The organism is Algoriphagus sp. CAU 1675 (assembly GCF_029222925.1).
Classification (GTDB): domain Bacteria; phylum Bacteroidota; class Bacteroidia; order Cytophagales; family Cyclobacteriaceae; genus Algoriphagus.
In genome coordinates, this window is sequence record NZ_JARHUI010000002.1 from 197676 (window position 1) to 217433 (window position 19758).

The window sequence follows — 19758 nt, forward strand, 5'->3', positions numbered from 1 at the left end:
TATAGTTTTGAATCAAAACCAAACGTGTGAAAACTCAATTCAAAACCATCGTCCTTTCTGATGTACACTTGGGCTCCAAAGGCTCCAAAGCCAAAGAAATCGTGCGATTTCTCAAACAGTACAGCTGCGAAAATCTGATCTTGAATGGAGACATCATTGACGGATGGCAGCTCAAAAAATCCGGTAGCTGGAAAAGAAAGCATACGCGCTTTTTCAACAGAATCGTCAAAATGATGGAGAATGACAAAACAAAAGTTTTTTATCTACGGGGAAACCACGATGATTTTTTGGACCAGATTCTCCCCCTCCAAATAGGAAATCTGTCGATACAGAGGGATATGATCTACGAAAGCAATGGAAGAAAGTACTTTATCACACATGGGGATGTCTTTGACAGTATCACTACCAACCTGCGGTGGATAGCCTATATGGGAGACATTGGCTATACTTTCTTGCTTTGGCTCAATCGAATTATCAACCATTACCGCATGAGACGTGGCCTCCCCTATTTTTCACTCTCTCAATATGTAAAAGGGAAAGTAAAATCCGCGGTTTCCTACATTGACCAGTACGAAAGCGAACTGGCCAAAATGGCCCGCGCAAAAGGATGCGACGGGATAATTTGCGGACACATCCATAAAGCCGAAAATAGAAACATTGACGGAATAGAATACATGAATTCGGGAGATTGGGTGGAAACGATGAGTGCTTTGGCAGAGGATCACGAAGGAAACTGGCAACTGATCTTTTATAATGAGATCAATTTCAAAGAAATCAGAAACAGCCAATTCGGCTCATTCTTCTCAGGAGACAGCCACTTCACGCCACTGCAACAGGTTGCCTTTGACTCTCCAAAAGAGGATTTGACACCACCAGCTTTTAGGTAGCATGAAATTTTTGTTCATAATTCAGGGGGAAGGAAGAGGGCATATGACTCAGGCCATCGCTTTCTCTAGATTGCTGAAAGAACAAGGCCATGAGCTCTGTTCAGTTATACTTGGAAAAAGTAAGAGAAGGGAAGTTCCGGCATTTTTCACCCGGGAAATCCTAGCTCCCATTCATTTGGTTTCAAGTCCCAACTTTGAGACAGACAGCACGGAAACAGCAATTCTATTGGGAAAAACAATCCAAAAAAACCTATGCGCGCTTCCTGTATTCTGGAAAAGTCTCGAAAAAATCCACCAGATAGTCAATCGGGAACGACCGGACATCATTTTGAATTTTTACGACCTGCTTGGCGGATTCTATAATTTCCTGTTTAGACCTAGAGCCGCCTATTGGGTGATCGGTCATCAGTACCTGATTGAACATCCGAGTTTCCCCTTTGCCCCATCCAAAGGACTGGAAAAAACCTTTTTCCAATTGAACACCCGACTGACAGCTTTGGGAGCAGACAGGAAATTGGCTCTTTCATTTCTTCCACAGAAAAATCCTGTCAACTCAATCCAGATAGTTCCTCCCTTACTTCGCCGGGAAGTTAAAAACCAAGAGATAAAACAGGGAGACTTCTTTCTCGCTTACATTGTTAACCCGGGATACGGAGCCCAAATATTAAATTATGCCCAAGCCAATCCTCATATCAAAATCAAAGTTTACTGGGATAAAAAAGGCGCTACTGAAGTCGAACAACCCTTGAAGAACCTGAGTTTTCACCGGGTTCATGACCAAAATTTCCTGAAAGACATGGCTTCCTGCAAGGGTTTGGTTTGTACTGCTGGATTTGAATCCGTATGTGAGGCCATGTATTTGGGAAAGCCAACTCTAGTAATTCCTGTGGCCGGGCAATATGAACAAGCCTGCAATGCTTTGGAGATTCAGCAAAAGAAAATAGGTATTGCCTCAACTGAATTTGATTTTAGCCTATTGGAAAAAATTCCACTGGAAGAAACAAAAACTCCCCAGGAATTTATCCATTGGCAAAATTCCTGGGGAGAAATACTTCAAAATCTATTGACCAAAGGGGAAGTTTTCTGGGATTCTACAGCTCCTTCTTTGGAAATGGGATGATTTCAGCACCCTACCTTTTCTTTTTCTTCTTGGGTTAATTCTGAGGGAAGTTTAAAAATTTCTTTTCCCTCTTTTAAAAGTTTTACATAGGGATACTGGGGGTTAGTAGGCCTGCTAACAAGCTTTTTATCACTATAATCCAATGCAAAAAAAGCAGATTCAACTTTTAGAAATTGATTCAATAATGCCTCTTGCTTTGACTTGTAGATAAAATGGTCTTTTTCATTCCTGTTTAATTCATAGGTGAAATAAAGATCCTTATACACATTCAACATGGAAATGTTCGATGATTTAGGAGCTGGAGGAGGTGGTGCAGGAAGTGACGCTTTCTCTTCTTCAGTGAGATTTTCTCTCAGCTTATAATAAACCTCGCCCTCATTCTCCAACTTTACATAAGGTGCGTAGGGATGCTTTGGCCTTTCAGCTTTCTTTTTATCCATTTCCTGAAGTCTGAAATATCTCCCTCCGATATCCAAGAACAACTCCATAATCTCCAGCTGCTCATTTTTCGGTTTATGGATGAAATGAACGCCTGTGGCCAACCTTTCTTTATATTCCTGCAGATCGTTTAAATAATCAGTCAAATTATTGATCCTTTCATTTCTTTGAGGCCAGATTTTGGGATCATTGACATACAATATTTTTCGTATCCCCATTTCTCGGAATTCACTTTGAAAATCTGCCACCTCTCCCATCGATATTTTTGGTTCTGCCGAAATAGAAAGCAATTCAATAGGTGAAGTCTCTTCCAATACTTTTTTCAACTCAGTTTTTTCATAAACCTTTCCTTCGAATTCAAATTTTCCACCAGACAAAAGATGAAAAACGGGACCTTCAAGGACTTTTTCACCCAATTGGTTTTCTTGTCCATTCACCTTTTCAATGACTCTTTTTTCGCTGAAACCATAAATCACCAGTCCCAGCAATGGCAGAAGAGCCAGGAATTTGATCGCCCGAATAGTCGGTTTAGTTTTCTTTTTCATCATTTCCAGTCTTTTTTTGGTTAAAGAAAAATTCAAATTGCTCACCAAAGAATTTCCAGTTTGAAAAAGGGCCAACTGAAGCAATTCTTGCTGATATTGAAGTAGTGAAGACTTTCTGAGCGCTATCCGATCGGCAATAAACTCATGGTTCATCTGAATGCTTTGCTTTGCCCAGTACAAACCGGGGTGGAACCAAAACGGAATAATAAGTAGCTCAATCAATAATATATCCCAGCTATGCTTTCCCTTAACATGGGCAAGTTCATGTTCGAATACCGCATCGCTGATTCCTTCATTTTCAAACTTCTCTCGATTGACAAAAATGAATTGAAGGAAAGTATAAGGAAGGGTATCTTCTTCTAAAAGCACCAATACCTGTCCCCTATATGTCACCCGAATATTCCGACTGATCTTATTTCTTAGAATTCGAATATTATTGAAAAACCGGAACAAGAAGATTAAGGAAATCAAGCCATAACCTAACCCCAATCCCAATTTCCATGAAAAATCAGCCTCAGTTGTAAGCCTTTGATCCACATGAAGAACCGGATCAAAGTTTTGGGTCCCGTATTCGAAATCATTCGGCAAATTCCCCTCCTCAATTGACATAGGCTCAACCAGAACCTCTGTCTCAAAAGTATTCAGTGGGATCAGGAATGAGGCTACCACAGAAAACAACAAATAAAAGCGGTTGAACATGTGGAAAACTTCCTGTTGCAAAATCAGCCTATGGATAGCCAGCAAAATCAGAAGACAAACTATAGATGTCAACAAATATTCCATCACTTTTTTTGGTTTAGTTGATCTTCAATCAAAGACTTAAGTTCCTCCAGTTCTTCCTTCGACAAATCCGCTTTTTTTGTAAAAAAGGAGGCAAACTGCCCGGGGGAATCATTGAAAAAGTTCTTGATCAAGCCATTGATATGCGTAGAGAAGTAATTTTCCTTGCTCACCATTGGGAAGTATTGACGCATATTCCCAATAGTTTTGTATCCCACAAATTGTTTTTCCTGCATTCTTTTCAATAGGGTGGAAATCGTGGTGGCTGCCGGTTTGGGTTCAGGATAGACTTCCAAAAGTTCCTTCATGAATGCTTTTTTCAGCACCCACAAATGATTCATCAGCTCTTCCTCCGTTTTCGAAAGTTTCATTTTCAAGAATTTAAGACACTAATTCTACAAATGTAGAAGAATATCAATGTTCTACAAATGTAGAATCACAATAGTTGAAAAATTTTTCAATCAACTAGTTTCCAGGGATTTTAAGAATTTAACCGATAAGACGAAGAGAAATCCTAATTTTGGGCTTAAGTGGAAGAAAATTAATATTTTCAAAACTGCTCAAAAAAGAACCTAGATGTTAGCCGAACATATACGATTAAAGGAGAATAAGGAGAGGAAAAAGCATTGGAAAAAATGGGGACCTTATCTCACAGAAAGACAATGGGGAACAGTACGGGAGGATTATAGCCCGGATGGCGCTGCCTGGGAAAATGTCACACATGACGAGGCCAAAAGCAAAGCCTATCGATGGGGAGAAGAAGGGATTGCCGGAATTTCAGACCATAAGCAAAAACTCTGCATTGCTTGGGCTTTTTGGAACGGACAGGATCCCATCATCAAAGAGCGCCTTTTTGGCCTTACGGGCAACGAAGGCAATCACGGGGAAGATGTAAAGGAAGTTTACTATTACTTGGACTCCACTCCCACTCATTCCTATATGAAGATGCTTTACAAGTATCCTCAGAGCAAATTTCCCTATGAGGAACTTGTCAAGGAAAACAAACGGAGAGGAAGAAGCGAGCCTGAATATGAATTGGTAGATACCGGGATATTTGATGAAGACCGTTACTTTGACATCTTTATTGAATATGCCAAACATGATGTAGAGGACATCATTGCCATAGCAACCATCCACAACCGGGGACCTAAAGAGGCCAAAATCTGGGTTATGCCCACACTTTGGTTTAGGAAAACTTGGTTTACAGGTCATGAACCGTTCATGCCAAAAATCAGCCTGGTCAAATCCAACAAAGTCAAGGCATTCAACCCCAAGTCAGGAAACTACATGTTTACCTTTGACGGGGAACCCGATATCCGCTTTTGCAATAATGAAACCAACCGGGAAAAGCTGTACCAAATCCCAAACGATAAAAATTACCCCAAAGACAGTATCAATGACTTTGTGGTAAACGGAGATGATTCCGGCTTGAACCCATCCTTTTTCGGTACCAAAGCTGCAGCAATCTATCAAATCACTATTCCTGCCGGTGAAAGCAGGCAGGTGAAAATGAGAATGCAACATCAAGCAGAGGAAGAACCCCTTAGAAACTGCGACAAGTGCTTCAACAACCGTAAAAAAGAAGCAGATGAATTTTACGAGGATTTACAGCGGTCTATCAAAGATTCTGAAATGAAGCAAATCCAGCGTCAAGCCTATGCAGGCATGATGTGGTCCAAGCAATTTTATTATTACGATGTAGAGCGCTGGTTAGAAGGGGATCCAGGCAGATACCAACCCCCAATAGAACGGAAAAAAGGCAGAAACCGGCACTGGAAACACCTTCAGAATTACGACATCATCTCCATGCCCGACAAATGGGAATACCCTTGGTACGCAGCATGGGATTTGGCTTTCCATTGCATCCCTATCGCCCGAATCGATCCGGAATTTGCCAAAGAACAGCTACTCCTTCTGCTCAATGAATGGTATATGCATCCAAACGGCCAGATTCCCGCTTATGAGTGGAATTTTTCTGATGTAAATCCTCCGGTGCATGCCTATGCAGTTCAGCGAGTTTATCAGATTGACAAAAAAGCCAATGGAGGAAAGGGAGATCAGGAATTTCTGGAGCGGGCCCTTCACAAGCTTATGCTCAATTTTACTTGGTGGGTCAACCAAAAAGACTCGGAAGGGAACAACATATTCGAGGGTGGCTTCTTAGGTTTGGATAATATTTCCCTGTTTGACCGAAGTCATGCACAATATTATCAGGGAAAACTGGAGCAAGCAGATGCCACCTCCTGGATGGCTATGTTTTCCCTGAATATGCTTCGGATTTCATTGGATCTCTGTGAATTTAACAAGGTCTATCAGTTTACCGCGACCAAATTCCTGGAACATTTCCTGTTCATCGCAGGTGCAATGAATAATATTTCCTCAGAACATATTTCTCTTTGGGATGATGAGGATAATTTCTTTTATGATGTCTTCCATGTGAAGGGGAAAGAATCCAAAAAAATGAAGGTAAGGTCCATTGTTGGACTCATCCCGTTGTTTGCCGTTGAACCAATCCGGGAGGACCTTTTCAATGAGCTTCCTGATTTCAAGGAGAGACTGGATTTTTTCCTTCGGGAAAAGCCCAAACTGGCAGCCTTGGTATCGAGTTGGATTCAGCCCGGATATGACAAAAGGCGTTTATTCTCCTTGCTTAGAGGTCATAGGATGAAAAGTGTTCTGCAGAAAATGCTGGACTCAGATGAATTCCTAAGTGAATACGGAATCCGCTCCTTGTCCAAATTCCACGAAAAAAACCCCTATACCATGCAGATCGCCGGTGATGTACTTTCGATCAAATACACTCCCGGTGAAGCAGATACACAGATGTTCGGCGGTAATTCCAACTGGAGAGGGCCTATCTGGTTCCCGATCAATTTCCTCATCATCGAGTCACTCAAAAAGTTTGATTACTACTATGGGGGTGACTTCTCCATCGAATACCCGACAGGCTCCGGAAATTTCCTGACAATGGACATCATTGCCAAAGCCCTTTCCTATCGCTGCATCAAGATTTTCCTAAAAAATGAAAAAGGGGAAAGACCTGTTTATGGAAAGGATAAAAAATTTCAGGAAGATCCTCACTTCAAAGACTACATCTTGTTTTACGAGTATTTCCATGGAGATAGCGGAAAAGGGTTGGGGGCCTCCCACCAAACCGGTTGGACAGGCTTAGTAGCTGAAATGATTCATAATTTCTACAAAGAAAAAGAAAATCAAGAAAATGCCTCTCTTACCCTATTTAGAAGCTAACCGCTTAGAAGCTGGATGTGATGAAGTAGGACGAGGGTGCCTGGCTGGACCTGTAGTGGCAGCTGCTGTGATCCTACCCCAAGACTACTCCAACCCATGGATCAACGATTCCAAAAAACTGGGAAAAACACAACGGGAGGACCTCATTCAAGAAATCAAGGATAAGTCTATCTCTTGGGCAATTGCGGAGGCCAGTGTGGCAGAAATCGACCAAATCAATATCCTCAATGCTTCCTTTTTGGCCATGAAGCGGGCAATTCAGCTTTTGAAAGTTGAGCCAGAGTATTTATTGATTGACGGGAACCGTTGGAAATCAGACCTAACCCTCCCCTATTCTTGTATAATCAAAGGGGATGGGAAATTTGCCAGTATTGCTGCTGCCTCCATTTTGGCAAAGGTTTATCGAGATAAACTAATGGCCAAGCTTGCCGAAGAATTCCCTTATTATGGATGGGAAAAAAATGCTGGCTATCCTACTAAAGCCCACCGGGAAGGGATTTTGTCCCAAGGTTCCACCCTTTGGCACCGCAAAAGCTTTCAGCTTCTTCCCAAGCAATTGGAGTTGGGATTCTAATCTTCCTTTTTGAAATAAGGTTCAAATATCATCCTGCCAACCTGTCCTCCCTCCAAAATGGGCTCCAGCACCAAGCGTTCAGGACTGAGTTCTATGATTTTTGCCTTTTTCACCTGCGGACCATCGAAGATACTGAGTACCTGATCCTCAGAAATTTCAATCCTCACTCTCTTTTGAACCACTTGATAATCCACATTATCCGTGAAATACAAACTATCCATTGAAATGAAATTGTAAACAGTATTCTCTAGCCTAGCCTTGATTTTCATTTCAATATCTTCCCTCATGGAGGGAACGGCCGTCCTGTAAGCCTGCGACGCCCGCATTTTATCTATCCCATCAAAATGAGTCAATTGCCATTCTTTGATTAGAAGTGAATCTTGGGCTGAAACTAGCAATACGGATGAACACAAAAAGGCGGTGAGCAATAGGATTTTTTTCATGAATCAAAATTGAAAATAATTATGCAAAATCCCCTTAGTAGTAAAGCACTTAACTGGACAAAAAGGGAAGCCATTCTTCAGCCTGACGCTCGGCATAATCGGCCAAAAAGAACGATAAGGTTGGTTTAAAAGGGAATGTTCTGAGGTTCATTCCAGTTTGCTCAGGAGTTTTGTCTCCTTTATTGACGTTACATCTGTTGCAGGCCGTGATCAGATTGGTCCAATTGGTCTTTCCTCCTTTGGATTTTGGAATTACATGGTCTATGGTGAGATGCCTCTTGCTCCCACAATATTGACATTCTCCTTTATCCCTACGAAATAAGTTGACTCTATTGAGTAAAACGCCTCTATAAGGGATGTTTTTGTAGTGGTTGAGCCGGATTACCGCAGGATATTCAAAGCTCCTGCTTACTGTACGGATTTCAAGCAAATCATAAGTAGACAGCACATTGGCTTTGTCTAGAAGAGTCAAGACAATTGCTTTTTGAGCCGATACCACTGCTACCGGTGAATGATCCAGATTCAATACCAAAACTCTCTTTTCCATTCCCTTAAGTTACTACGGATCTTGTTTCCAAAACAACTTCTCCATGCCTGTTGTTTTTTAAAAAAGCCTGCCACTCATCCAGGTCAGAAACTTTCATCTTATTATCCATCCAGAGTACATCCTCCAGGCCCAGATAAATTGCAAAGCTATCCTCTCCGCTTTCTCCATGATGACAGGTAAACAAATCTCCCGGCATGGCATGATTAAAAGGGATCAGTCTTCCGGGAAGATGGGAGGCATTCCAGTTATATCCTGCAATGGAATAAATAAGGGCAAAGCCCTGTAAGTCATCCAAACCAAAAATACTCCTCCCTCCTGCTTGCCAAGGTGCATTGACATATTTGAGTGCGATCTCAATCAATTGATCCCTGTCTGCTTTTAGTGCATGACTTCTGGTGGTACCTGTAAACCCAATATGATCCTGCCAGTTGAATAGTTCCAAGTCCGAAAAATGAAGACGACTTCCAGGCAAGAGATACAAATTAGTCCCGAGGTATTCAATAGCGGCAATGGGACTAGTCACCACCTGAAAATCCTGATTCAGGTAATTCTGATAATCCGAAGGAGAGATTTCCTTCAGTGATTTTGCAGAAATCCATCCACCGATTCTGGTATCCTCATGAAAAACCCGGTACCATTTTCGGTCCGAGGTTACTGCCAATACCTGATAGCATTCCCCAAAAAGCAATTGGGTAACCAAAGCCGAATCAAAGGTAGGTTTGCGGTATAGCGGCAAAATCGTTTGCCGACAAATACCGAACACGTCATTTAAGGGCCATTCGCTGGAGTTCTCTTTTGGCATCTTTTTCCTTCAGATCCTGTCTTTTATCATGGAGCTTCTTACCCCTGCCCAAGGCAATTTCCATTTTGGCTTTGCCCCGGTCATTGATAAATATACGAACCGGAATAATAGTAAGACCTTTTTCCTGGGACTTAGTTTGCAGTTTTTCGAGTTCTTTTTTACTCAAAAGCAATTTTCTGTCCCGCACAGGCTCATGGTTGTAGCTTGCGGCCATGGAATAAGGGGCAATATGCATTTGTCTCACATAGAGTTCCCCATCCAAAAAAATACAAAAAGCCTCATTCAGTGATACTTTTCCCTCGCGTATGGATTTGATTTCTGTTCCTTTCAGAACCATCCCAGCGACATAAGTATCTATAAATTCAAACTGAAAGCTTGCTTTCTTATTCTTGATATTGATGACTTTATCAAACTTGTTAGCCTTGGCCATATTAGATTTTCATTTTAGCAAGAGGAGTCACATCCAGTGAGGAAAAATCCCCCTTTAAGAATTTGTAATGCGCTGCCATAGCAATCATAGCTGCATTATCAGTACAATATTCGAATTTGGGTATATACAGGTTCCAGCCTTTTCGGGCAGCCAATTCGGTAAGGGTACTTCTCAGACCAGAGTTGGCGGAAACGCCTCCGGCAATCGCTATTTCCCGGACCCCATATTGTTTCACAGCCTCTTTCAGTTTAATCAACAACATTTGGATCAAACTGTACTGGATACTGGCGCATAAATCAGCCAGGTTTTCCTCGATGAATTTGGGATTTTCCTGAAGTTGGTTTCTAAGAAAATAAAGGACGGCTGTTTTAATTCCGCTAAAGGAATAATCCAGATTTGGCATACGGGTAATCGGAAATTCGAAAGCCTTTGGATTTCCTTCCTTTGCATATTTATCGATCAGCGGCCCACCGGGATAAGGCAATCCAAGCAATTTTGCTGTCTTATCAAAGGCCTCCCCAACCGCATCATCCCGGGTTTCTCCAATGACCTCCATATCCAAGTGATCTTTGACTAGGACCAATTGTGTATGTCCTCCACTGACAGTGAGGCAGATAAAGGGGAAATTCGGTTTGGGATCTTCGATAAAATGAGCCAAAACATGAGCCTGCATATGGTTCACTTCGATCAGGGGAATCTGTCTGGAAAAAGCAAAAGCCTTGGCAAAACTCACCCCTACCAACAGAGCTCCCATCAGACCAGGACCACGGGTAAATGCTACCGCGGAGAGTTGGTCTTGGCTAAGGCCAGAGGAATGAATGGCTTCCTGAACTACAGGAATCAGGTTTTCCTGATGAGCCCTTGATGCAAGCTCCGGAACTACGCCTCCATATTTTTCGTGAACTGATTGTGTGGCCACAATATTATTAAGTACTTTGCCATTTAAGATTACAGAGGCAGAAGTTTCGTCACACGAGGACTCAATTGCTAGAATAGAAATATCGTTGGTATCCATTGGAAAAGAACGCGAAAGTTACGGATTTTTTGCACAAAGCTTTTCGAGTGCTTTTATGGATCGTATTCTCCATAGTTATACTTTTTACACTGATTGCACTGTTGATCCAGACCGACTCCTTCCAGAATTGGTCGATTGACAAAATTACCTCCTATCTCAATTCAAAAGGAAAGTTCAAAACCGATATTGATCAAATTCATATTTCTTGGTGGGATGCTTTGGAAATTTCCGGCTTTGAAGTCCGCGATCATCGGGACTCAATTCTGTTCCAAATTGAAAAAGCCTCTGTGGATTTTGAGCTAAGCTCCGTATTGGCTTCAGGCAACCCTTCTCTGGACGCGGTAAGATTGGAACAGGCCCAAGTCAACCTATTTACCCATGAAGGGGATTCTATAATGAATCTCAACCGATGGATTGGGGAACTAACTGACATATTTGGATCCGGATCCTCACAAGGCGGGTCAAAATTTGAAATCGGAACCATTGAAATCAGAAAATCCGGATTTTCCCTGGTGAATTACAATTCAGAACCCATCCAAGAAGGACTGGATTACAATAAAATGCGCTTTTCTGATGTGGTTCTAAGCGCTGAAGACTTTTATCTGGAAAATGGAGAAGTCGGCATCAAGGTGGGATTGCTTACCGGCATGGAATATGCCTCTGGATTGGAAATCAAAGAGTTCAAGACCAACTATACTTTTTCCCCGGAAATGATGGAATTCGACAAGCTTTCCATCATTACCAACAACAGTTACATCAAAAATTATCTACGGTTTGAATACGCGAGTACCGCATCTCTTTCAGACTTTGTCAATAAAGTAGCCATCATTGCCAGAATGGACGAAACGGTCCTAGGCCTAAAAGATTTGCATTTTTTTGCTCCTAGCCTTCCGGATATTGATCATGACTTAGTGTTGACTGGAGAAGTCACAGGCCCGATTGCGGACATGAAATCAGACGAATTTCTTCTTCGCCTGGGCCAAAAAACTGAAATATTCGGTTCCTTCCTGATAGATGGGCTTCCCAATATTGAGGAAACTTATTTGAATTTATCCCTTAAAAACTCAACCGTATTGGCCAAGGATCTCGATCCCTTTCTCAGCCCTGAGATCCAGAAGGAACTGAAAAAATTCAACACCATCCGATTGAACGCAGACTTTGCAGGACTTTTGAGCCGATTCACCACGAATGGAGAGTTTAAAACATCCATCGGAAATCTGACAGGCCGAGTATATCTTGACAGAAAGGACGGGGTCAACACCATCGTTTCCAAAGTCAGCATTTCTGATCTTGACTTAGGTATCATCACGGACAGCCCGGAACTATTACAAAAGGTCAGTCTGGATGGAAATGTCAATATTCAAGGCTCCAACAAGGAAGATATTCTGATTGGCTTGGATGCAGCCATATCAGAAATTGGCATCAACAACTATACTTACAAAAACATCAACACGGATGCGGAATATGGATTGGATCTGTTCAAAGGAAATATTTCCATTCAGGATCCCAATTTGAAAATGATTGCCAATGGAGCCATCAACCTTCGCGACACAGTGGAATCCATCAATATCAAAGTTCAATTGGATACCGCCAATCTAGGTTTGATCAACCTCAGTAAAAAGCAGGCCTTCTTAAGCGGGAATCTGGAAATGGACACCCAAGGGATTAAAATAGATGATCTGACAGGTATCGCACGCTTCAAAAATATCAAAATCGGCTACGAAGACCGCTTTCTGGATCTGGGAGATTTCTTCTTCCAATCCCTTTTTGCAGGAGGTACCCGGTCCATGTCTCTAAACTCCGACTATTTGGTAGCAGGGGCCTCAGGGCATTTTGAACTGGAGCAAATGTATCAGGACCTGAAAGTACTATTCAGCCAATATTTAGCGATTCTAATCAATGAAGAGCAGCCCATCGCAGATCTGAGCAATACATTTTCCCAAGCCTACAATCTGGATTTAAATGTGCGGATGATTGACATCAATCCCTTACTCCAATTATTTCAGCCAGACTTTAAAATCTCAAAAAACACCATTTTGGAGGGTGCTTTTTACCAAACTTCAGAAAACACCGTTTTCAACTTTTTTACCAGTATAGATACTCTTACCTATAAGACCAATTCTGCAAGAGAAGTCAATATTGACTTCAACACTTCCAAAATCATCAACAGCGATGATATCCTTGCCTCCTTTTATGTGTTTTCCAAAGCCCAAAACCTGGGTCAAGACCTTGAGTTCAACGATTTTGGATTTGAGGCAATTTGGAATGAAAATGTGCTTGACCTGGAATTAGCCATAGATCAGGACAGCACCCAAAGTGAAGCACGGATACTTGCCTATGCACAGTTTTCCAACGAAAACACAAAACTTATATTCAAGGATTCTGATCTGAAAGTATTGAATAGAACTTGGGAATTTGACCCGGAAAACCAAATTACGATTAGGCCGGGTGAAATAACCTTTGAAAATGTAAGGCTCAACTCCGAAGACCAGGAAATTGACCTTGAAGGGCGCTATTCCAACCGTCCCGGAGATTTGCTCACTTTGTTGGTGGACAATGTGAATATGGATTTGCTAAATACCCTGACTCCACTTGAATTCCTGGGTAGAGCCAACGGTGAACTCTCCCTTAGCAATTCGGACAGTAGCCAAAGAACCCTAGATGCTGTCCTGAAAATCGATGATCTGAAAATCAATGATTTCCCGATTGGAAATCTCTCTACGGAAGCTCACCTCAATGATTCTACAGTTCGGGTTTCCCTTGAAAATTTCACAGAAGGGAAACGCTCCATCTTCCTATCGGGTGATGTCTATCTGGAAAACTTTAAATATGACCTTCAGGGAGAACTTAGGGATGCGGAAATGGTGATCTTCGAACCGTTTTTAGCAAATTACCTAAGTGACATGGGCGGTACGGTTACTGGTGACCTCAAATTGTCAGGGACTGCATTGAAACCTATACTTACCGGATATGGAGCTGTCAGCCAGGGAAAACTGAAGGTGAATTTCCTCAACACCAACTACCAATTGGATGGAAGATTTCTGTTTGAACCCGGTGAAGTCAGTTTTGATCAATTGGTGGCAAAAGACATCAATGGCAATACCGCCAGCCTTAACGGTGGATTGACCTACCAGGGCATTGAAGATATTGTCCTGAACATCAACTCCAGGATGAATAATTTTCAGGTTCTCAACACTACCATACTCAACAATGAGGTGTTTTACGGCAATGCCTTTGTAACAGGCACCTTGGATATCATCGGTTCCACCTCTAATCTGGACATTAATGCACGTGCCACAAGTCAACCCAATACCCGGATTTACATTCCTCTAAGCAGTAGTGATGAGCAGACCAGTGAAGACTTCATTCACTTTATCAATGTCAGTGATACCCTCAGTATTCAGGGATTGACTGAGGAAATCAATCGTCTGGACATAAAAAATGTCAGAATGAACTTTGTATTGGACGTAACTCCCGATGCCTATACTGAGATCATCATAGACCCGAGAACTGAGGAGAAAATTTCCGGAAGAGGACAGGGAATTCTCACGATGAATATTGACACCCAAGGCAATTTCTCCTTAAGTGGAACCTATGAAGTGACTGAAGCCACTTACAATTTCTCTCTTTACAATGTCCTGAAGAAAGATTTCGAAGTTGAGCCAGGAGGAAGGATTACCTGGTATGGCAATCCTTATGAGGGCATCATGGATTTGACGGCTCGATACACGGAAACGGTTTCCATTGAACCTCTATTAGCAAGAAGCAGTACTTCGACTCAGGACCAATCCAGTAGCCTAGCCAGAAGGCGTTTTCCGGTAGATGTGATCATGGAATTGGATGGAAAACTACTTTCCCCTGATTTCAAGTTTGGCTTTGATTTCTCCAATTTTCCTACGAGCAGTGGGGAAATCCAAACTGCCATTTCAGCATTCCAAAACCGGATTGCCAATGATGAACAGGAAATGAACAGGCAGGTATTCTCTGTGATCATGACCCGGTCCTTCTCTCCTGAAGGACAGTTTGCGGGGGTCAATTCCTTCTCCAACTCCCTGGGTCAATTGCTTTCCTCCCAGTTGAACAACTTCTTGGGACAAGTGGACAAGAATCTGGAAATCAATATCGATTTGGCTTCATTGGATCAAAATGCACTGGAGACCTTTCAGTTGAGCGTAGCCTATACCTTTCTGGATGGGCGGTTGAGAGTATCCCGTGACGGAGGATTTACAGACAACAGAGGGCAGGCAGTTGCCACTTCTATTATTGGGGATTGGCAGGCAGAATATTTATTGACCGAGGATGGGGTTTACCGAATCCGGATTTTCAACCGAAACAACTTCAACACCTTCACTTCACTTTCACTTTCCAAAAATGTAGCCACTTATGGAGTTGCCGTTTCCCAAAACGTCTCCTTCAATTCCATTGGTGAACTTTTCCAGAAGATTACACGCAAAAAATCCCGAGAAAACCAGCTTCATGAGGATTCTGACAATTTCCTCCGATATAGTCAAGAAGACTGGACACCAATCAATCTGGATAATATTGAAGAAAGACTTGATTCCCTGAAAAATACACAGAATCAGTTTTTATACCGAAAAGAGGAAGATCAATAAACATTTTCTGCCTGAGTGTACTTGTTCATAAAAACAAAATCATGCAACAAATCACCCTTTTTTGGTTCAGAAGAGATCTAAGACTTGAGGACAATACTGGTTTTTTTTACGCCCTGCAACAGGAAAAAAATGTACTCCCTTTATTCGTCTTTGACACCAATATCCTGGAGAAGCTTGAGGACAAGAAAGATGCCCGCTTGGAGTTTATCCATGAACAAGTCTGCAAACTAAAAAAACAACTAGAAGAAAAGGGAAGCAGCTTTTTGGTCAAAATTGGACATCCACTGAATGTATACAGGGAGCTTATGGAGAACTTTGACATTCAGGCTGTATATACCAACCGGGATTATGAGCCCTACGCAAAAGAAAGGGACAAAGCAGTGGAAAACCTACTCAAAGAAAAGTCCATTCCTTTCTACACATTCAAAGACCAAGTGATCTTCGAGCCGGGAGAAGTTCTCAATGGCTCTGGGGAATTTTATAAAGTTTACACCCCGTATAGCAAGGTTTGGTTGGACAAATTCAAAAACACCAAAATTGAGTTATTGAGTAGCCCTCAGTGGAAAAACCTGCTTCAATGCCCTGCCTTTCCCCTTCCATCATTGGAGGAAATAGGTTTTGAGAAAACCGGAATCCAAATACCTCCGATGGACACCGATGAGCAACTGATAGCCAACTATGACAAAACCCGGGATTTCCCAGCAAAGGCTGGAACTTCAAGACTGGGAGTTCATCTTCGATTTGGGACGATTTCCATCCGGAAACTGGCACTCATTGCTTCCAAACTCAATGCAGTTTTTCTCAATGAACTGATCTGGAGAGAATTTTACATGACTATTTTGGCCTACAACCCCCAAGTAGTGGAAAAAGCTTTCAAACCCGCCTACGACCGAATCCAATGGAGGAACAATCAGGAGGAGTTTAAAGCCTGGTGTGAGGGCAAAACCGGCTATCCCATTGTCGATGCAGGAATTCGTGAACTAAATGCAACTGGATACATGCACAATCGGGTCCGGATGATAGTTGCCTCTTTTCTTACCAAACATTTGCTGATAGACTGGAGATGGGGAGAGGCTTACTTTGCCAGTAAACTTCTGGACTTTGAATTGGCTTCCAATAACGGAGGCTGGCAATGGGCTGCAGGAACCGGTACGGACGCTCAGCCTTACTTTCGGGTTTTCAATCCGGAGTCCCAAATGGAAAAATTTGACAAAGAATTGAAGTATGTTAAAAAATGGGTTCCAGAATTTGGAACAAATCTCTACCCAAAACCCATTGTAGATCATAAATTTGCCAGACAGCGCGCGCTGGACACATATAAAAAAGCATTAGATCAATGAATATAGGAGACCGGGTTCGGTTAATACACGGAAAAGAAGAGGGAATTGTACGAAAAATCTCTTCCAGCGGAAGGATAGAGGTGGAAATTGAAGATGGCTTCATCATCCCTGCCATGAAGTCGGAAGCAGTGGTAATCCACGAAACTGAAAAAGCCTACTTCGGAGACAAAGAAACCAAAGAAGAGTATACCCCTGCTCCTGTTTCCAGTTCCCCAAAAGACCAAGGCATCTATCTTGCCTTTGTCCCCATCAATGATCAAAACCTGAGCCTTTATCTCATCAACGACAGCAAGCAAGCCTATTTAGCCCATATCTCTGAGGTTTTTGGTGGAAATCACCGAACCCTATTTGCAGGAAACATCCAATCTGGGGAGGGGAAAAAGTTCGATGACCGCCTATTGAAAGAAATGGATGAGTGGCCCGCATTTTTACTTCGATTCATTCCGATTCAGGATAGACTGGAAAAGGCCAAGCCTGCCTTTGAAAGACAACTGAAAATGAAGCCAACCCAGTTTTTCAAACATCTCAGTAATGCTCCAATCCTAAACAAAACTGCCTACCTGTTTTCATTGGAAACGACAACCAAGGAATTGGACATCAGGAGCCTAAATCAGGAACTTGAACAACTCAACCCCAAACCGGAACCGCTTCAAGGCAGACAACCTGACAAAAGCATAGATCTACACATTGAAAAGCTGGTTCAGAACCATGACAAGATGAGTAATTCTGAAATCCTGAGAATACAGCTCGAAACTTTTGAAAAAAATCTGGATCAAGCAATAGCTTCCGGAATGCACGAAATCACTTTTATCCACGGACATGGAAACGGTGTTCTGAGAAAAGAAATTCATAAGCGCCTGAGCCAATTAGGAAATATTAAGTACTTTCAGGATACGCAAAAAGACCAATGGGGCTATGGGGCAACCTTGGTCAGAATTTATTAAACCATGCCGGTAAAAATCTCACCAGTATTTCAGGTTTTTGAGCAGCAGTATCAGGATGCAAAACAGCTTTATTTGGATCTGGGTAAACAAATAAAATCCAAAAAAGCGATTGAACTGCAGGGAAAGTTGAGCTTTCTGGATCTTTATGTTTCCCTAATTGCAAAAATTCACTTTGAAAAGGAAGGGCTTGAATTTCAATTTTTATCCCCATTCAAACAGCTCACTAAAAATCTCAAGAAAATCAACCACCTCAAACTGGTAGAGCGCGGCTTAAAAAGAAGAGAGGGACGATCCGGAGAGACTTTCAATTCCTTTTCTGTCTATCTGGATAGGCAGAAAAAAGACCTATACAACGAGACTTTTGATCTGGTGGTAGGGAGCCCCTTGAAGACTTGGGAAGATTTTCATGTCAAATCTCTAGAATTCAGTAAAGGGATCAAACCACTGATGATCAATACAGCCATCAATCAACTGATCCAGGAAGAACTGGAGTTCTTTCATTTTGACCAAAGATCCGGGCTGGACAGCAAGGCAAAAAGAGACACATTTGAAGGTCTGAGAAGAATCATCATGTTGGAAAACCTTCTGATCAACCTAGGTTTCAATCCAATCTTTGTTGAAAGTGTACATTCAGAAATTGAAACACTCAAAGAGAATTTGAAACCTTGGTATGCCAACCACCTTGAACTTCAATCCCTCACCTATTTTCTGGGCCAAAAAGAGGAAGTTTCCAACAAATACCTGCAGTGGGTGATTGATTTAAAAGAGGAAAAGAAAAGCCTGTCTTCCAAGGTGGAAAAACAGGCTCTTGCTCTGTTTAAGAAAATTCTCGTCTGATCAAATTTTGGCTAAGGCATTTGCCAGGTCGTTTTTCAGATCCTCTGCATCCTCCACTCCTACACTCAAGCGAATCAGGGAATCCACCAAGCCGACCTTCTCCCGCTCTTCCTTTGGAATACTTGCATGCGTCATCGTTGCAGGGTGACCACAAAGGGACTCCACTCCTCCAAGTGATTCCGCAAGTGAAAATAGATGGAAACTTTCCATGACTTTCTTGGCATCCTCCAATTTGTTGCCTACCAAGGTGAAGGAAATCATCCCACCAAAATCTCTCATTTGTTGCTTGGCTATCTCATGGTTAGGATGATCTTCAAAGCCAGGCCAATAGACCTTTTCAACTTTGGGGTGGTTTTTTAAGTAGGCCGCAATGGTCTTACCGTTTTGAGAGTGACGCTCCATTCTCAAATGAAGGGTTTTGATTCCTCTCAATACCAAGAAACAATCCTGAGGTCCTGGAGTAGCTCCACAGGCATTTTGGATAAACGTTAATTGCTTAGCCAATTCATCATCATTGACAACCAAAGCTCCCATGACTACATCCGAGTGTCCTCCTAAGTATTTTGTTACCGAATGCATCACGATATCTGCTCCAAAATCCAAAGGATTCTGGATATAGGGGGAAGCAAAAGTATTGTCCACTGCCAATAACAGCTTGTGATCCTTTGCAACTTTTGCCATTGCCTTCAGATCAATAATGTTCATCATTGGATTGGTGGGGGTCTCAACCCAAATCATCTTTGTATTGGAATTGATATAAGGAACGACCGCTTCAGCATCCCCCATGGGAACAAAATGAAATTTGATTCCATACCGTTCGAATACTTTGGTAAAAAGGCGGTAAGTTCCTCCATACAAATCGTTGGTACTGATGATCTCATCGCCAGGATTGAAGAGTTTGATCACTGCATCAATCGCTCCCAAGCCGGAAGAAAAACAAATTCCGTGTTTCCCATTTTCTAAAGCAGCGAGATTTTCCTGCAAAGCCGTACGGGTAGGATTATGAGTACGGGAATACTCATACCCCTTATGTTCTCCGGGGGAACTCTGCACATACGTGGAAGTTTGGTAGATCGGTGTCATAATCGCACCCGTAGATGGGTCTGGAGCGACTCCGGCATGAATTGCTTTGGTACCGAATTTCATGGTAGGTAATATTGGCTTTGTAGACTTTGTTAAAATTTTGTCAGAAAA

The 19758-nt window shown here is 42.2% G+C and carries 16 protein-coding genes; 8 read left to right on the forward strand and 8 right to left on the reverse strand.

Features of this window, described 5'->3' with window-relative positions:
• Positions 1-26: 26 nt before the first annotated feature.
• Positions 27-887 carry a UDP-2,3-diacylglucosamine diphosphatase gene (locus P2G54_RS04900; protein WP_275868813.1) on the forward strand — a complete coding sequence of 287 codons (861 nt, stop codon included), beginning with the start codon at positions 27-29 and terminating at the stop codon, positions 885-887.
• Position 888: 1 nt separating this feature from the next.
• A complete protein-coding gene (locus P2G54_RS04905) occupies positions 889-2007 on the forward strand; it encodes a glycosyltransferase family protein (RefSeq protein ID WP_275868815.1) in 1119 nt (372 codons plus the stop codon).
• 2 nt (positions 2008-2009) lie between these two features.
• Here P2G54_RS04905 and P2G54_RS04910 read toward each other — a convergent pair whose 3' ends face one another.
• Together P2G54_RS04910 and P2G54_RS04915 are read right to left on the reverse strand one after the other, a co-directional pair.
• Positions 2010-3773 (reverse strand): M56 family metallopeptidase, encoded by a 1764-nt coding sequence (locus tag P2G54_RS04910; protein WP_275868816.1) that lies wholly within the window; start codon positions 3771-3773, stop codon positions 2010-2012.
• A complete protein-coding gene (locus tag P2G54_RS04915) occupies positions 3773-4141 on the reverse strand; it encodes a BlaI/MecI/CopY family transcriptional regulator (protein WP_275868818.1) in 369 nt (122 codons plus the stop codon). The genes P2G54_RS04910 and P2G54_RS04915 overlap by 1 nt, the downstream gene beginning before the upstream one ends.
• Before the next feature lie 205 nt (positions 4142-4346).
• On the opposite strand from P2G54_RS04915, the gene P2G54_RS04920 reads away from it, so the two are divergent.
• Positions 4347-7019, forward strand: a complete 2673-nt coding sequence (locus tag P2G54_RS04920; protein ID WP_275868819.1) for a glucosidase — start codon at positions 4347-4349, stop codon at positions 7017-7019.
• Positions 6991-7593: a ribonuclease HII gene (locus P2G54_RS04925; protein ID WP_275868821.1), complete on the forward strand. Its 603-nt coding sequence runs from the start codon at positions 6991-6993 to the stop codon at positions 7591-7593. Before P2G54_RS04920 ends, P2G54_RS04925 begins: the two co-directional genes overlap by 29 nt.
• On the opposite strand, the gene P2G54_RS04930 is transcribed toward P2G54_RS04925, so the two are convergent.
• Genes P2G54_RS04930 through tsaD form a run of 5 tightly spaced genes read right to left on the reverse strand, consistent with a single transcriptional unit; the run spans position 7590 to position 10830 of the window.
• Positions 7590-8036, reverse strand: coding sequence for a hypothetical protein (locus P2G54_RS04930; RefSeq protein ID WP_275868822.1), 447 nt, complete (start codon positions 8034-8036; stop codon positions 7590-7592). The two genes, P2G54_RS04925 and P2G54_RS04930, sit on opposite strands and share 4 nt — an antisense overlap.
• Positions 8037-8085: 49 nt before the next feature.
• On the reverse strand, positions 8086-8583 hold the full coding sequence (locus tag P2G54_RS04935) for an HNH endonuclease (RefSeq protein ID WP_275868824.1): 498 nt from the start codon (positions 8581-8583) through the stop codon (positions 8086-8088).
• A gap of 4 nt (positions 8584-8587) precedes the next feature.
• Positions 8588-9385 (reverse strand): hypothetical protein, encoded by a 798-nt coding sequence (locus P2G54_RS04940; RefSeq protein WP_275868825.1) that lies wholly within the window; start codon positions 9383-9385, stop codon positions 8588-8590.
• On the reverse strand, positions 9348-9815 hold the full coding sequence (gene smpB / locus P2G54_RS04945) for an SsrA-binding protein (RefSeq protein WP_275868827.1): 468 nt from the start codon (positions 9813-9815) through the stop codon (positions 9348-9350). The genes P2G54_RS04940 and smpB overlap by 38 nt, the downstream gene beginning before the upstream one ends.
• A 1-nt stretch (position 9816) precedes the next feature.
• Positions 9817-10830, reverse strand: coding sequence for a tRNA (adenosine(37)-N6)-threonylcarbamoyltransferase complex transferase subunit TsaD (gene tsaD / locus P2G54_RS04950; RefSeq protein WP_275868829.1), 1014 nt, complete (start codon positions 10828-10830; stop codon positions 9817-9819).
• Positions 10831-10877: 47 nt separating this feature from the next.
• Here tsaD and P2G54_RS04955 point away from each other — a divergent pair, with 47 nt between their 5' ends.
• From P2G54_RS04955 to P2G54_RS04970, 4 genes are read left to right on the forward strand one after another with little or no spacing between them, the layout of a single operon-like run.
• The gene (locus P2G54_RS04955; RefSeq protein WP_275868831.1) at positions 10878-15443 is read left to right on the forward strand and encodes a translocation/assembly module TamB domain-containing protein; all 4566 of its coding nucleotides are present in this window, start codon (positions 10878-10880) and stop codon (positions 15441-15443) included.
• A 41-nt stretch (positions 15444-15484) separates the two neighbouring features.
• Complete coding sequence (locus tag P2G54_RS04960; RefSeq protein ID WP_275868833.1) at positions 15485-16783, forward strand: deoxyribodipyrimidine photo-lyase; 1299 nt, start codon at positions 15485-15487, stop codon at positions 16781-16783.
• A complete protein-coding gene (locus P2G54_RS04965; protein ID WP_275868834.1) occupies positions 16780-17727 on the forward strand; it encodes a DUF2027 domain-containing protein in 948 nt (315 codons plus the stop codon). Before P2G54_RS04960 ends, P2G54_RS04965 begins: the two co-directional genes overlap by 4 nt.
• A 3-nt stretch (positions 17728-17730) precedes the next feature.
• The gene (locus P2G54_RS04970; protein ID WP_275868836.1) at positions 17731-18564 is read left to right on the forward strand and encodes a hypothetical protein; all 834 of its coding nucleotides are present in this window, start codon (positions 17731-17733) and stop codon (positions 18562-18564) included.
• Here P2G54_RS04970 and P2G54_RS04975 read toward each other — a convergent pair whose 3' ends face one another.
• Positions 18565-19710 (reverse strand): cystathionine gamma-synthase, encoded by a 1146-nt coding sequence (locus P2G54_RS04975; protein ID WP_275868838.1) that lies wholly within the window; start codon positions 19708-19710, stop codon positions 18565-18567.
• Positions 19711-19758: the final 48 nt, after the last annotated feature.